At 67.4% G+C, this 15,602-nt stretch carries 5 protein-coding genes and 1 pseudogene; all 6 read left to right on the top strand.

Annotation, left to right across the window (positions count from 1 at the left end):
- A partial coding sequence (locus RM543_RS18790; RefSeq protein ID WP_311694455.1) for a VCBS domain-containing protein occupies positions 1-9,973 on the top strand: 9,973 nt, incomplete at its 5' end.
- A 4-nt stretch (positions 9,974-9,977) separates the two neighbouring features.
- Positions 9,978-12,122, top strand: a complete 2,145-nt coding sequence (locus RM543_RS18785; RefSeq protein WP_311694452.1) for a type I secretion system permease/ATPase — start codon at positions 9,978-9,980, stop codon at positions 12,120-12,122.
- A complete protein-coding gene (locus RM543_RS18780) occupies positions 12,119-13,312 on the top strand; it encodes a beta-barrel domain-containing protein (protein ID WP_311694450.1) in 1,194 nt (397 codons plus the stop codon). The genes RM543_RS18785 and RM543_RS18780 overlap by 4 nt, the downstream gene beginning before the upstream one ends.
- 67 nt (positions 13,313-13,379) lie before the next feature.
- Positions 13,380-13,838, top strand: coding sequence for an outer membrane protein assembly factor BamE (locus RM543_RS18775; RefSeq protein WP_311694448.1), 459 nt, complete (start codon positions 13,380-13,382; stop codon positions 13,836-13,838).
- 25 nt (positions 13,839-13,863) lie between these two features.
- Complete coding sequence (locus tag RM543_RS18770; RefSeq protein ID WP_311694446.1) at positions 13,864-15,198, top strand: TolC family protein; 1,335 nt, start codon at positions 13,864-13,866, stop codon at positions 15,196-15,198.
- Between the two features lie 161 nt (positions 15,199-15,359).
- A pseudogene (locus tag RM543_RS18765) lies at positions 15,360-15,602 on the top strand (GAF domain-containing protein); the annotation flags it as partial.

Raw genomic sequence — 15,602 nt, 5'->3', positions numbered from 1 at the left:
GGTCACCCCGGTCAACGACGCCCCCGTCGCGACGCCGGACAGCCACGAGACCCCCGAGGATACCCCTGTCGATGGCCAGGTGACGGCTGAGGATGTCGACGGCGATACACTCGCCTTCGCAGTCACTGACGGCCCTGACAACGGGACGGTCGAGATCGACCCCGAGACCGGCGAATACACCTACACGCCGGGCCAGGATTACAACGGCGAGGACAGCTTCGACGTCACCGTCACCGACGGCAACGGCGGCTCCGACACCGTAACGGTCGAGATCACCGTGACCCCAGTCAATGATCCGGCCACCATCAGCGGCGACTTGACCGGCGCGGTCGAGGAGGCCGGCGGGGTGGACAACGGCACGCCCGGTACTCAGACGGCCAGTGGCACTGCCTCCGTTACCGACGTAGACGAGGGGGGATCCTTTTTCCGTGAGCCGGACAGCCTTGGGGGGACCTACGGCACGTTCACCTTCAATGCTGAAAACGGCGCATGGACCTACACTCTCGACGACACGCGCCCGGCGACAGAGGCGCTGGCCGACGGCCAGGAAGTCACCGACATCCTCAACGTCACCAGCCTCGACGGCACCGCCACCGAGACGATCACCGTTACCGTGACCGGCCAGAACGACGGCGCTCAGGTGACCGACGACACCGGCGCCGTGACCGAGGACAGCGGCCTCGACGATGGAATGCTCACCACCTCCGGCTCCATCGAGGTTACCGACAAGGATACCGGCGAGGCCGAACTGGATCCTGCAGAAAGTAGCTTCATGAGCGGCAGCCACGGAGGCAGCTCGTCTCTGGGCGCGCTGACCGTCAACGCCGATGGCACCTGGTCCTATCAGATCGACAACAGCCTAACCGAGGTCCAGTCGCTCCCCGAGGACGGGACCCTGACCGAGACCTTCATCGTCACATCTGACGACGGGACCGCCACCGGCACGATCATCGTCACCGTGACGGGCACCAACGACGACCCGGTGATCTCTGGCGCGGCGACCGGCACGGTGACCGAGGACGGGACGAGTCCGGCAACCGGCATCCTCGAAGTCGATGACATCGACATCGGCGACACCCACACCTGGGCGGTGACCGAGAACGGTGAATACGGCACACTGACTCTCCCCGGTTCGGACGGGAGCTGGAGCTACACGCTCGACAACTCCAACGCGGCGGTCCAGGCGCTGGCCGAGGGCGAGACCATGACCGACGACGTGACCGTCCGGGTCAGCGACAACAACGGCGGCTTTTCCGAGCAGGTGGTGAGCATCACCATCACCGGCACAAACGACGCGCCGGTGATCGACGAAGCAGGGTCCGAACTGTCCGGATCGGTGACCGAGCTGGCCGACGGCGGCGAGAACGAGAACGCCTTCGAGCACAGCACCTCCGGTACGATCACCGCCAGCGACGTCGACAATGCCGGCGTCCTGAGCGCGTCCGCCGCGCCGAGCGAGGGGGCCACGAACTACCTCGGGACCTTCACGGTGGGTGAGGTCGATCCGACGACCGGCGAGGCAGAGTGGACCTTCACGGTCGATGACGAGGACCTCGACAGCCTGGGCGCCGACGCGGTGCTGACCCAGACCTATGACGTGACCATCGAAGACGACAATGGCGGCAGCGACGTGGTGTCCGTCACCGTCACCGTGAATGGCACCAACGACCAGCCGCTCGCGACCGATGACGCCTCGATCATCGGAATGGACGATGTGGCCATCCTCGACGTGCTGGAAAACGACACCGACGTCGATGCCGGCGAAACCGAGACCCTGCAGGTCACCGTCGTCGACGGCCAGGAGATCGCGCCGGGCGGCACCATCACCCTTCAGAGCGGCGATGGCACCGTGTCGCTCTCTGGGCGGGGGGAGCTGAGCTTCACTCCCGCCGTGGGCCTCACCGGCCAGGTCACCATCGTCTACACCGTCGACGACGGCAGCGGGACGGGCAATTCCATCGCCTCGGCCGACTGGGTCGTCAACGTGGCAGGGGTCGCAATTTCCGACAACGCGAGCCCGGGCGGCGAGGCCCCGGGGGACGGCGTCCTTGCTTCCGTCGACGACCTGACGACGGTCGAGATCGAAGGTTTTGCCGCGGTGGGCGGCTCCGTCAACTCGATCGTGATCACCGACGGCAATGGCGGCAGCGTTACCCTGACCGACGTTCCCGTCGACGCCGACGGCACCTATTCGATCATTGCCGACCTGAGCGAGCTGGACGACGGCACTCTGACCGTTACCGCCAGCGTTGAGGATCGCAGCGGCAACCCCGCCACGACCACCGACACCATCCTCCTCGACACCGTGACGGAGGTCGCCATAGACCGGGTCCTGATCGAGGACGGCGAGGCGCCGGTCATCACTGGCACCGCCGAGGAGGGCAGCACTGTCATCGTAAACGTAAACGTGAACGGTACGGACCGCACGGCCGATGTCGATGCGTCGGGCAACTGGAGCCTAACCCTGCCGGGCCCGATCACTGAGGACGAGGTCACCGTGACTGCCACCTCGACGGATGCGTATGGCAACGTCGACACCGATGAGCGTACGGTCAGCGACCTGTCCGCCACTGACGAGGACGCGAGCGAAGGTCCCGATATCCTCGTCGCCGAAGCCGCCCTTGAGGGCGGGAGCGACGAAGGCAGCGGCGCCGATGCGGCCGAGTCCACCTTCACCCTCGGCGGTGACCTCGAGGACCTCGCCTCCGTCGTCATCGGCGGCACGGTGTCGGGCGGTGAGCTGTCAGGCGGTACGACGTTCACGATCGAAGAGCTGCAGGCCATCGTAACTGACGGCCCCCTTGACCCGGTGACGACGGAATACGGCACCCTGACGATCACCGGCTTCGACAGCGAAACCGGAGTGGTGCGCTACACCTACGCCCTCAGTGGCAGCACCGATGACCACAGCGACGCGAGCGCGAACGATGTCGTCACCGAGACGATCGGCATCGCGGTAATCGAGGAGGACGGCGACACCCGGGTCGACCGGCTTACCGTCGGCGTGCTCGATGACGCGCCCGAAACCTCGGTCGACGATCCGGCCCTGTCTGTGATCGAAGGGGGTGCGGCCATCGGCTCCGCCACCGCCGGCGGTGCTAACCTCTTGGCCAACGATACGCTTGGCGCGGACGGCGGACGGGTGAACACCGTCTTCTACACAGACCGGAACGGCGATCCGGCCGAGGTGACGCTGGCCGAAGGCGGCACCGAGGAAGTCGACACCCGGTATGGCACCCTCACCGTCAGCAGCGACGGCACCTGGAGCTACGAGCCCCTGTCCTCCGTGGACCACGAGTTGCCGGACAACGACGACAGTCTTCAGGACAACTTCACCTACAACACCATCGACGCGGACGGCGACGTCTCGCCCGGGGTCGGGACCCAGCCGATCTCGGTGCTCGATACCTTGCCCGAGTTCGGCACCCCAGAGAACGCCGAGGTGGACGAGGCGAACCTCGCTTCGGGCACCGACCCCGACGGCACCGAGCTGTCGCAGTCCGGCAGCCTGAACTTGGCCCCCGGCCAAGACGGCTTCGGGGTTCAGCTGACCACCGACAGCGCCCCCGCGGGCCTGACCTCGGGTGGTGACCCCATCCGCTACACCCTGTCCGAGGACGGGCTGACCCTTACCGCCGACACGGGCGAGGGGACCGATCCGGTCTTCACCGTCACCATCACCGATCCGGCCAACGCCGACGCTGGCTACACCTTCGACCTGCTCCGCCCGCTCGATCACACCGGGGGCAGCTCCCTCGACCTGGTCTTCGGAGTTGAGGTCACCGACGAGGACGGCGACACCGACCAGACCCGGTTCACCGTCGCGGTCGGCGACGATGCGCCCGCCTCGACCATCGAGCGGACCGTGGACGAGGACAGCAGCGGCTTCACCGTCAACACCTCGGCCGACGCCAATGCCGCCAATACCGGCATTTCGCAGGGCGGCACGCCGCTGACCGGGACCGCCGACCCCGAGACCGGTGAGGTCGTCTACGACACCGAGCACGGCACCGTGACCATCGCCCCGGACGGCAGCGTCAGCTACATGCCCTCCCCGGACTTCAGCGGGGAAGAGGTCTTCGAGATCGTCACCCAGGACGACCAGGCAACGCCCTCGACAATCACCGTGACGGGCAATGTCACCCCCGTGGCCGACGCCGCCGAGGTGACGGTGGACGACGACCGGATCGGCACCGTCGAGGATACGGCGGTCGCTCTCGGGCTGAACGCTCCGGTCATCACCGACGACGGGACGGGGACCGGCAACAACGCCCGCCCCGAACGGATCGGCGCCATCACCCTGTCCGGCCTGCCCGAAGGGGCAATCCTGGGCTGGGCCGGCCAGACCTTGACCGTGGACGCCAGCGGCGAGGTCACGATCGAGCTGACCGACCCAGGCCTTTCGGTCACCGGGCTGGACGCGGACATCACCATGACCGCCGCCGAGTTCGAGACGCTTGAAGTGACACCGCCGGCCAACAGCTCGGCCAATTTCGACGTGACCTACGACGTCACCAGCTACGAGGTGGACGAAACCGGCGCGATCCTCGTGACCGAGGGCGCCGAGAGCAGCGAGACGGTCAGAGTCTTCGTGCAGGCGGCGACCGACCCCGCCACCTTGACCTACGACACCGGCGTCGATGCCTCCGCGGTCGAGAACGCGACGAGCATCGTCTATTTCGGCACCGGCGGGAACACCGTGGCCGAGGTCACCCTGGCCGAGGATACGGTCGTCAACCTCGCCAATGTCCTTGCCGCCAGCTTTGCCGACCTCGACGGCAGCGAGAAGCGGTCGATCACCATCTCCAACGGCTCGGGCGAGCCCATCGTGGTGAACGGCCAGACCGTCGCGGCAGGGGGCAGTATAACGCTCGGGGGCGGCAGCCTGTCCACCTCCACCACCGGCTTCCCGAAAATCGAGATCGGGGGCACCTCCGATTTCGCAGGTGACCTCGACAACATCACCGTGACGTTGAACGCGCGGGATCAGGATGCTGACGGCTACCTCGACGGGGGCACCCCGACCCGACGCAGGGTGCCGGGCCTGCCCGAAGCCGACGTCTCCGACAACTCGGCGACGCTGAACCTGCGGGTGACGCCGGTCGCCGACGACGTGATCGTCGCGGACGTGACCACCGAAGAGGACACGCCTGCGAACTTCCTCTCCGGAGTGCGTCTCGGCGATACCAGCGGCGGGGCCGCGGAGGGCGGGTCCGAGATCATCACGGCTATCTCCTTCGACATCCCCGAAGGTTGGGTGGTGACGGAATCGGATGTCTCGAACGGCGCCACCGCCGACATCACCGAGGTCGACGGCACCTACACCATCACCTTCACCGGCGGCACAGAGGCGGAGCGCGAGCAGTACCTCGACGGCTTCACCATCAAACCACCCGCCCATGACAGCGGCGACGCTACGATCACCCTGAGGGTATCGAGCGTCGACGAGGCCGAGGTCGGCGGCGGGGCGGTCACCGACACGGTGACCGAGGCCGAACACGACGTGACCATCACGGTGACGCCCGTGGCCGAACAGGTGGGCGTGGATTCCGATGGCGATGGCACTGTCGACCTGACGATGACGCCGGGGGTCGAGTACAGCTCGGCCGCCCTCGAAGACACCTGGTTCGATCTCAACAGCGACGGCTTCGAGCTTCAGGCCGGCTGGACGAACCAGGATGCGGAGGAAGAGACCTTCGCCCGCCTGACCCCCGAACTGATCGAAGGGGATGGCGGCGCGGCGGATGCCACGGGCTCAATGTTCCAATGGGTTGAAGGCGGCGCCACGAAGACCGCGATCTTCGACGGGGCCACTCCCATCGACGTACCCGTCGACTCCCTGGGGGCTCTCCAGTTCAAGGCCGCCGAGGACTTCTCGGGCGCCTTCCGCATCCGCGTGCAGGCCTACACGGTCGACGAGGATGATGACGGCGGCACCACAGTCGAGGCGGTGAGCGGCGAGGCCTTCCTCGAGAACCTCGTGGTCGAACCCGTCGCGGACGAGGTTACGCTCGCCCTCGGAGCCCGCGCCCGCGGGAACGAGGATACGGACATCCCGCTCAACATTCGTCCCACCAGCTCGGACCCGTCGGAAACCTTCGACGTCACCATCGATGATATCCCCGAAGGATCCGTCCTGACGTATGACGGTACCGTGCTGACCGTTGTGGGCGGCTCCGTCACGATCACGGACTTCGACGCCGGCCTGCCGCTGACCCTGCGCCCGCCGTTCGACAGCAACGAAGACTCCATCCTTGAGGTCTCGGCGCAGTCCGTCGACCGGGTGACCATCGACGATGTCGAATATGTTGATCGCTCCGAGGTGGAGAGCCTGTCGATCAACGTTCAGGTGCGCGGCGTCGCCGACCCGGCCATCGTCGAGCTGACCCCGCAGACCTACGAGGAACAGGCGATCGACAGCGGCACCGAGACCATCGCGCTGACCGACCTCGTCTCCGTCGCGCTCGGCGACGCCGACGGCTCCGAGATGCTGACGGTGCGGGTGACAGGCCTGCCCGAAGGCTTCGGCCTGACCCAAGGCACCCTGACGACGGGGACCGACGAGTCTGGCGAGGATCGGATCTGGATCCTGCGGGCCGCCCAGCTGGACACGGTCGAAATCACCGTGCCGCAGAACTTCAGCGGCGAGGTGACCTTCGGCGTCTCTCCGGTCACGACCGAGAACGACGGCGCCTCCCGGACCGGGGCGCAGGTGCCTGTCACCTTCACGGTCGAACCTTCGCCCGAGGCGACGGTCACCACCGCGGCCTTCATCGTAGAGGACCGGCTGCAAAGCCTGAACTTCGGCATCGTCCCTCAGAACGGCGATACCGACGAGGTGATCGAGGCGGTTCGCATCCCGGTGGCCCAGACCGCAGGGAAGGACTTCACGCTCTACGTGGCCGGCGAGCCGATCAGCAACCTGACGCCGGTCAATGACGGCGGGACGGCCTACTACGAGCTTACGCCCGAACAGGCCGAAACGCTCGCCGCCCTGGGGGCGGAGAACCTTGACGGCGATCTCGGCAGCTTCGAGCTGGAATATCGGATAACCGATCCGGGGGACGGGACCGTGGATCCGGTGACCAGCGACTGGCAGTCCTCCACCTTCGAGATCACCGGCACGCCCGCGACCGACCAGCCTGACCTGACGCTGAGTGGCTTCGCCCTCGCCGGTGGCAACGGCACGGTGGACGGGGGCGACATCACCGTGACCGCCCCCGGCGAACAAGTCACGATGACGCTCAACGTGGGCGCCGCCGACACCGATGGCAGCGAGCATGTCGTCCGGGTCATCCTCGACAACGTCCCGGAGGGCGTGACCGTCGAGGACGCCGAACTGGTGGGGCAGGGCAGGTGGCTGCTGATCTACGAAAACGTGGACGCCCTGCCGATCAACGACGCAGGCGGTCTTGACCTGCCGGTCGTGCTCAGCGTCGGCAGCGCCGCCGGCGACCGGGACGCCGTGCCGATCTCGGTCACCGTCCAGACGCAAGACCGGGGCGACCGGCCTGACTCTCCGGCGGCTGTTCTTCAGGACAGCGCAACCTGGACCCTGACCACCGACTTCTCCGCCCAGGAAGGCGGAGAGCCGCCGGCGATCGAGGCTTGGGCGTACAACGATGCCGCCGCGACCGAGGATCTGCCCTTCACGCTGAACAGCGTGGTGACCGGCACGATCACCGTGTCCGACCCTGCCGCAAGCGTCCTGACCGTGACCATCACGGACCTGCCCATGGGGACCATCGTCGAGGGCATGGTGCGCACGACGGTGGACGGCGAGCCGGTCTGGACGGCCTCCGTCACCACCAGCCCGGATGATGACACCGAGGCGGCGCAGGCCAGGCTCGACGCGCTGCTCGACAGCATCACCCTCCAGGTTGCCCCCGACGCCAACGACAACAACCTGGCCGACGAGTTCACGCTGAACGCGACGCTGACCACCGCTCTTGCCGGCGGCGGCGATCCGAACGAGGAGACGCTGAGCGACGTGATCCCGGTGCAGCCCGTCACCGACGAGGCAAACGTGTCCATCGCCCTCGGGGCAGCGGACGAAGACGGGAGGCTGACCGAGGCCGATACGGAAATCCCGCTGACCCTGACCGTGACCAACTCGGCCGACGGGGACGCAGGCTCCATAGTGGGCGGCGAGGTCTACCTGCAGGTGACCGGCACCGACGGGCTCGGCGATGGCACGCTGACCGTGGATGGCGTGGTCTACGAGCGGACAAGCATCACCGGTGAAGACGGCATCCCTGACGGCGACTATTACGTCATCCCCGGGGCCGAGATGGGCGTGCCGCTCGACATGGTTTTCACACCGGGCACCGTGACCGCGGGAGAGGTGACCGTGGAGGCCTGGGTTCGCAACATCGAGACCGGGGGGGAGACGCTGACCTCCTCGGGGACCGCGACCCTGCCGATCGAGATCAGCAACGACGGCGTGATCGTCGACGCCGAGGCACCGTTCACCGGTCCTGAAGCCGCGGACAGCACCGCCGCCTCGCTGATCCAGCTGGACCTGGCGCTTTCGCTGGTCGATTCCGACGGCTCCGAGGTCATCACCACGGTGCTGCTGCCGAACCTGCCCGAAGGTTTCCAGGTCTACACCGGTGCCGATGCGGCGAGTGCCACCATGGCGGTCAACGCCGGCGGCGACGGGACCACGAACACCTGGTTGCTGGTGGGCGATGGGGAGGCGATGCCCGAGTACATCGGTATCCTGCCGCCGCAGAACTGGAGCGGTACGCTTGAGGACGTCGCCCTGACGGTCATTTCCGGCGAGACGGCGCTGACGGAGGACCGGGTCGACACGGTGGAGATCGGCGATCTGGTGGTGACGCCCGTTGCCAACGGGATCACCCTCGATCCGACCAACTCCTTCGGGACGGAGGGGCGGATCATCCCGATCAACCTCAACGCCTCGCTGGCGGATCTCGGCGACGCCTCGGTGCCCGGCGCGCCGGATGGCAGCACCGAGACGGTGACGCTCGAAATCGAGGGGCTGGGCGAGTACGCTTCGCTCTACCTCGGTACCACGCTGCTGACCGAAGGAGTCACCTACGATGCCGGGTCCGAAACCTACACGGTGACCGGCCTCACGCAGAACGAGATCGACACGCTCGGCTTCCGTCAGGCCTCGACCGGATTGACGGACCAAGACGGCGCCACCGGCGGGCTCCAGCTCAAGGTGACGGCGCGGTCGGTAGACGGCACGGACGAATCCGATCCCGTGGAGGGCTTCGTGACGGTGAACCAGACGGGCCAGCAGGGCTCGGCGGCGGACAACACGCTGATCTGGACCGGCCAGCTCATCAACGGCCGGGGCGGGGTCGACACCGTGCTCTTCCGCGAGGGGGAGAGCCTGACCGGGACCGAGCTCGGCGCCAACCTGCGCAACATCGAGGTGCTCGATCTGGGCATCGACGGGGCCAACGGGATCACTGACCTGACTCCCGAGCAGGTGGCCGCCATGACCAGTGCGCCCCGCGCCCTGACGGTCACCGGCGATGCCGAGGACAGCCTGTCGCTATCCGGCAAGTGGCTCGACAACGGCGACGGCATCTGGACTGGTACCACCGCCGGCGGCCAGGAGGTGACCCTGACGGTTGAGGATGTCTCGGTCACCCCGCCGTCGGCGCCCGTCTCCATCATGTCCTTCGGGGCCGAGGACGGGGTTGATGCGTTCGGCCTGTCGGGGATCGAGAGTTTCGAGGCCGAGACAAGGAGGACTTCGCAAGAGCCCACGCGCGAAGGCGCCGGCACCGCCACCGAGGAGGCGGCAGAAGAGCTCAGCTTCGAGACGCTGATCGCCGAGGACGGCAGCGAGGAGGACTTGGCCGACCTCCTCCCGGAGGAAGACGCCGATCGTGCCGGCAGTACAGGCACCTCCGCGCCAGACGGCATCACCGGCTTCGAACCGGCATCGCCGCTCGACGACGAACTTCAGCCGGGCGCGGAATACGCGGCGTAGCGAGATGGCGAAAATCACCACGGCAACCGGGGCTGCAGGATCAGCCGCCCCGGGCCTCACGCACCAGGGCTGGACCGAAGCGGTGCTGCGCGTTGCCGCGCAGTACCGCCTTGCCGTGTCGCCCGAACGGGTTCGGGTCGATCTGTCGTGGGCGGCCGAGGGCGACCGGCTGACCACCTTGGCCCGGTCCGCGGGCCTGTCCATCCGCAAGGCGGAGCAGGGGGCAAAGCGCCTCTCCCAAATGCGCCTGCCCATGGTGGCCGAATTCGAAAGCGGCGAGATCGGCGTCATTGAACGGGAAACCTCGGACGGCTTCGGCGTGGTGCTCGCCGGCGACGGGGGGCTCGAGACTCCCTTCGGGCGGGACGAGCTCGCCGCCCGCCTCCGCGGCCTCTACGTCCTGCGGCCCCTGACGGGCCGTCCGGATCGCCGGATCGACAGCTACATCGAACCCTGGCGCCCGGACTGGCTGCGCAGCATCGCGCTGGCGGACATGCGGCCCTACCGGTCGGTGATGATCGCCTCGGTGGTCAGCAACGTGCTTGCACTGGCCGGCACCATCTTTGCGATGCAGGTCTACGACCGGGTCGTGCCCGGCCAGTCGATGAGCACTCTCTGGGTGCTCTTCATCGGCGTGATGATGGCCATGGGCTTCGGCCTGATGATGAAGCTCGCCCGCAGCCGGATCACCGATGTCTCCGGCAAGGCGGCGGATCTGCGCATCTCCGACAAGGTCTTCGGCCATGCGCTCAGGGTGCGCAATACCGCGCGGCCCCGGTCCACCGGCACCTTTATCTCGCAGATACGCGAGCTGGAACATGTCCGTGAGATGCTGACCTCGACCACCGTCGCGGCCATCGCGGACCTGCCGTTCTTCGCGCTGTTCTGCGTGCTTTTCTGGTACATCGCAGGGGTGCTGGTCTGGATCCCGCTCGTCGCGATGGCCCTGCTGGTCCTGCCGGGCCTTCTCGCCCAGAAGCGGCTGCGACGGCTGGCCGAGGCGAACACGCGGGAAAGCGCCTTGCGCAGCGCCATGCTGGTCGAGACGATCCAGGGCCTCGACGACATCAAGTCGCTGCAGGCCGAGACGCGGTTCCAGAACCTCTGGAACCACTACAACGAGACAACGTCGGGCTCCGCAATGGAACTGCGCGACCTCGTCGGGCGGCTTGGGTCCTGGGCGCAAACGGTACAGGGCGGGGTCTTCGCCGTCGTCATCTTCTTCGGCGCGCCGATGGTCATGGCCGGCGACATGAGCACGGGCGTTCTCGTCGCCGCGTCCATGCTGTCCTCGCGGATGCTCGCGCCGCTCGCCTCGGTCACCCAGATCCTCAGCCGGTGGCAGCAGGCGCAGGTGGCGCGTGGCGCGCTGGACCAGCTGATGGCGCTGCCGGTCGACACCGCGGCCGAGGATACGCGCATCCACCGCCCGGTCATCCACGGGGCCTTCCGGCTCAAGGGGGCGGTCTTCGGCCATGCCCCGCAGGCTCCCGCGCTCAAGGTCGCTGACCTCAGGGTCGAACCAGGCGAGCGGATCGCCATCCTCGGGCGTAACGGCGCCGGAAAGTCCACACTGCTGGCAGGCCTTGCCGGCCTCCTGGAACCGATGGCGGGCGAGGTCCGGGTCGACGACGTGGCCATGGGCCTCGTCGATCCGAGCGACATCCGCCGCGACATCGGCCTGATGGGGCAGGACGCCCGGCTGTTCCACGGCACCCTGCGCGAGAACTTGACCCTTGGCGCCCCCGGGGCTCAGGACGACGCCATCCTCGGCCTGTTGAGCAAGATGGGGCTGGCCGACTTCGTTCAGGCGCTGCCCGACGGGCTCGACCACATGGTGCAGGAAGGGGGGCTGGGCCTTTCGGGCGGCCAGAAGCAGGGCCTCCTCCTGGCGCGGCTCCTGCTGCGCCGGCCCAACGTGCTTCTCCTCGATGAACCCACGGCGTCATTCGACGAGGTGTCCGAGGCGGCGGTGATCGACCTTCTGAGCAGACTTGACCCCGCCGTTTCCGTCATCATCGCCACCCACCGTCCGGCGGTCCTGCGGATGGCGAGCCGACTCATCGTCGTCAGCAACGGTGCTATCCTCCTGGACGGGCCCAAGGACGAGGTGCTGGCCCAGCTGCGCGCCGGGAAACGGGCGGCATGAGCGCGATCAACTCCTCCTTCGGCGGGCAAACCGAAACGTTCTATTCCGACACCCGCCCACAGCGGCGTCTGGTCTGGCTGGTCTTCGTGATGCTGGTCGCCTTCCTCGCCTGGGCATGGTGGTACCCGCTGGTCGAGGTGTCGCGCGGGCAGGGAACCGTCGTGCCCAGCTCGCGGGAGCAGGTGATCCAGTCTCTCGAAGGTGGCATCGTGTCCGAGATCTTCGTGCGCGAGGGCGACACCGTCGAGGCCGGCGAGGTGCTGGCCCGCCTCGACGCGACGCGTTCCGCCTCCAACATGGAAGAGGCTGCCGCTCGCTACCATGCGGCCATCGCCGCCGCCGCCCGGCTCCGGGCCGAACTGGACGAGGCCGACGCGGTGACGTTCCCCGCCGCTCTGGACGGCGCGGAATTTGATGAGCTGCGCGCCAACGAGCTGGCGCTGTTCCGGTCCCGGCGGCTCAGCCTCGACGAATCCCTCTCGGGCCTTCGCGACGGGCTCGAGCTGACCCGCGAGGAACTCGATATCACGGAGCGCCTGCAGGACAGCGGCGCCGCCAGCCGGGTCGAGGTGATCCGTCTGCGCCGCGAGGCCGCGCAGGCCCAGCTCGAGATCGCCCGACTGGTCACGGAACGCAGCGTGCAGATCGGCGAGGAACTCCAGCGCGTGAACTCGGAGGCCGCGGTGCAGGGATCGATCCTGCGGGGGCGGGAGGACCAGCTCCAGCGGCTGACCTTCCGGGCCCCCATGCGCGGCATCGTCAACGACATCGAGGTGACCACGATCGGCGGCGTCGTGCCCCCGGGCGGGCGGCTTATGACCGTTGTGCCCCTCGACGACCGACTGGTCATCGAGGCACGGATCTCGCCCCGCGACATCGCTTATATTCACCCCGGGCAGGAGGCGCTGGTGCGCCTGTCCGCCTATGACTACTCGATCTTCGGCGGGCTCGAGGGGGAGGTGAGGACGATCTCCCCCAACACCGTCCGCGACGAAGTGAACCCCGAGCAGGTTTACTACCGGGTCTACATCCGGACCGAGCAGACCTTTCTCGAGAACGCGGCCGGCACCCGCTTCCCTATCGTCCCCGGGATGATCGCCACGGTGGACATCCAGACCGGCGAGAAGACGGTCTGGCAATATCTCATCAAACCGTTCAATCGCGCGCAGGAAGCCCTGCGCGAGCGATGACACCGCATCTTTTTTTGGCCCGGCAGCCGTCCGCCGGAACAGACCTAACCGACCGAGAGACCACGAAATGATCAAGACAGCCCGACACTATCGCCCCTTGCGCGCCACCCTCGTCGCGCTGGCCGCAGTAGCCACCCTTGCCTCCGCAGGGTCATGGTCCGGCGTCGCGGACGCGCAGGTCGTCGATCCTCTGAACGCCGTAGAGCCGGGCAAAGGCTTCAGTGGGGTCAGTCGCTCCAACGAAAGCTTGGACCAGCGCTACTCCCGCACGGGGACCGCGCTCAGCATCGCGCAGGTTCGCCAGGTGGCCATCGGCCAGACCCGCGAGGAACTCCTCGCCGTACTCGGCCCCCCGACCGGTCAGCACCGGAACGGCGCATGGGAATTCCAGCTCGCGCTGCCCTTCCTGGAGAACGACCATTTGATCTGTCAGTACATGGTCTTCTTCGACGGGAACGGCCTCCTGGAACAGGCCGTCTGGCGCCGCCCGCAATGCGCCGACCTTGTCACCGCGGGACTGAACTGAGCCGATGCTACCGAGGCGAGAGAGAGTGACGGACGGGCGGGACGGCCGGGCAGGGAGATTTGCCGTCCTGGCTGTTGCGCTGCTGGCTGGCTGCTCTGGTCTGCGTGGCCCCGAGGGGACGGAAGCGGCTCTGCGCGAGCAGGCTGCGGCCCTGCCGGCCCTCGGCCGGTCGTCTGGCCAATCCGCCGCCGACGCGGCCCGGAACGGGGTCCTGATGAGCCCCTCGGTGCGGGAGGCCGCGAGCCTTGTCTCGGCCAGCGCCGATGAAGTCAGGGTCGCCCGGGCCGCGCTTTTCCCCAGTCTCAGCCTGTCCCTTGGCGGCGGTGTGGGGAATGCGGGGCAGGGCGACGCCGCCGTCGACCTCGTGGGGGAGCAGCAACTCACCTCCTTCGGCGAGACCGACCGGGCGATCCGGATCGCCGACCTCGATCTTCAGCTTCGGTTTCTCGACTTCCAGACGGAGGTCGACGAAACCCTGATCAACGTCCTTCACGCGGTGCAGGACGTGGCGATGCAGAAGGAACTGCTGTCCGTCCACAATGCGCACCTTCAGCAGCTGCAGCATCTTGCAGGGCTGGTCGCGGCACGGATCGATAACGGCGCCTCCACACGGACAGAGGCGCTGGAAGCCCGGTCGCGCCTGCAGGCGGCCGAATTCACCGTGCTCGACACCGAGCTTGCCTTGGCCGAGGCACGCGACACGCTGTTCCGGCTCAGCGGTCAATCCGAGGGGGCACGGATCGACGTCGTGGCAGGGTCCTGCGGCGCCTCGGCGCTGTCCGAGGAGATGGTTCGCGCAAGGCTCGAATTCCTTCGCTCGCGCCTCGAGCTCGAACGGGCCGATCGGGCCCGGCTGCCCGGGATCACCGCCTCGCCTCTGGTGAGGGGAGACGTGGCAGATGGCAGCACCTCCGTCGGTCTTAACGTCGGAGTGCGGTCGGACGTCCTGCAGGGCGGCGCGCTGACGGCACGCGCCCGCGCGGCGCGCAACGCGCTCGCCGCCGCCGAGGCCCGGGTCGAGACCGTTGCCCTCGAGCAGGATCTCGAGGAGAGGGGACTGACCCGGAGCATCGCCACCGGCGCACGACGTGTCGGGCTGCTGGAACGTCAGATCGCGCTCCTCGCCGAAACGCGGGATCTCTACCGGACCCAGTACTTCGACCTCGGCACACGCAGGTTGACCGAGCTCCTCGAGCAGGAGCAGGACTATTCGATGCGCCGCGCCGAACTCGTCGAGGAACGGGCGGAGCTGATGAAGTCACGCATCAACTGTGCGGCGCGCGAACGAACCCTGCGTGGTCAGCTGAACATCGAGGCCCAGTCGCTCTACGGACTTCCGTTAACGCCTAACCCTGCTTGAGGCGAAACTCCAGCTTCACAACTTCCAGTTTTCAAAGGGCATGTCATTCGTGGATCGCAATCCTGCGCCTAGCTTAGTTCATCAGTCCAACCGGGGGGCGCAAACCTGCTCTGTCGATTATCAGGCGCAGTTGGAGCGGCGTCAGATAGCAAGGACCCGTGATGACCGATACGACCAAGGCGCTTGCCGACTTCACCACCGCGCTCGCCGCCGCGACCACCGAGGAAGCGGCCTTCGATGCGCTCTGCGTGCTGACCAAGGCGACGGTGGGCGCACAGCTTTTTACCGTGATGACGTCGGACACCGATGCCATGGTGGCCCGCCGCGCCTATACCGATGACGCCGCGAATTACCCGACCTCGGGCGAGAAGCCGATCGAGCTGAACCGCTGGTTTGACCCGGTC

The sequence above is a fragment of the Tropicimonas omnivorans genome (assembly GCF_031846565.1).
In the GTDB taxonomy this organism is placed as follows: domain Bacteria; phylum Pseudomonadota; class Alphaproteobacteria; order Rhodobacterales; family Rhodobacteraceae; genus Tropicimonas_B; species Tropicimonas_B omnivorans.
The sequence above is the reverse complement of the archived record's forward strand: the minus strand, read 5'-3'. Positions and strand labels throughout refer to the sequence as shown.

Coding starts and splice junctions, on each gene's coding strand:
- RM543_RS18785 (WP_311694452.1), top strand. CDS start 9,978: ATGGCGAAAATCACCACGGCAACCGGGGCTGCAGGATCAGCCGCCCCG.
- RM543_RS18775 (WP_311694448.1), top strand. CDS start 13,380: ATGATCAAGACAGCCCGACACTATCGCCCCTTGCGCGCCACCCTCGTC.
- RM543_RS18780 (WP_311694450.1), top strand. CDS start 12,119: ATGAGCGCGATCAACTCCTCCTTCGGCGGGCAAACCGAAACGTTCTAT.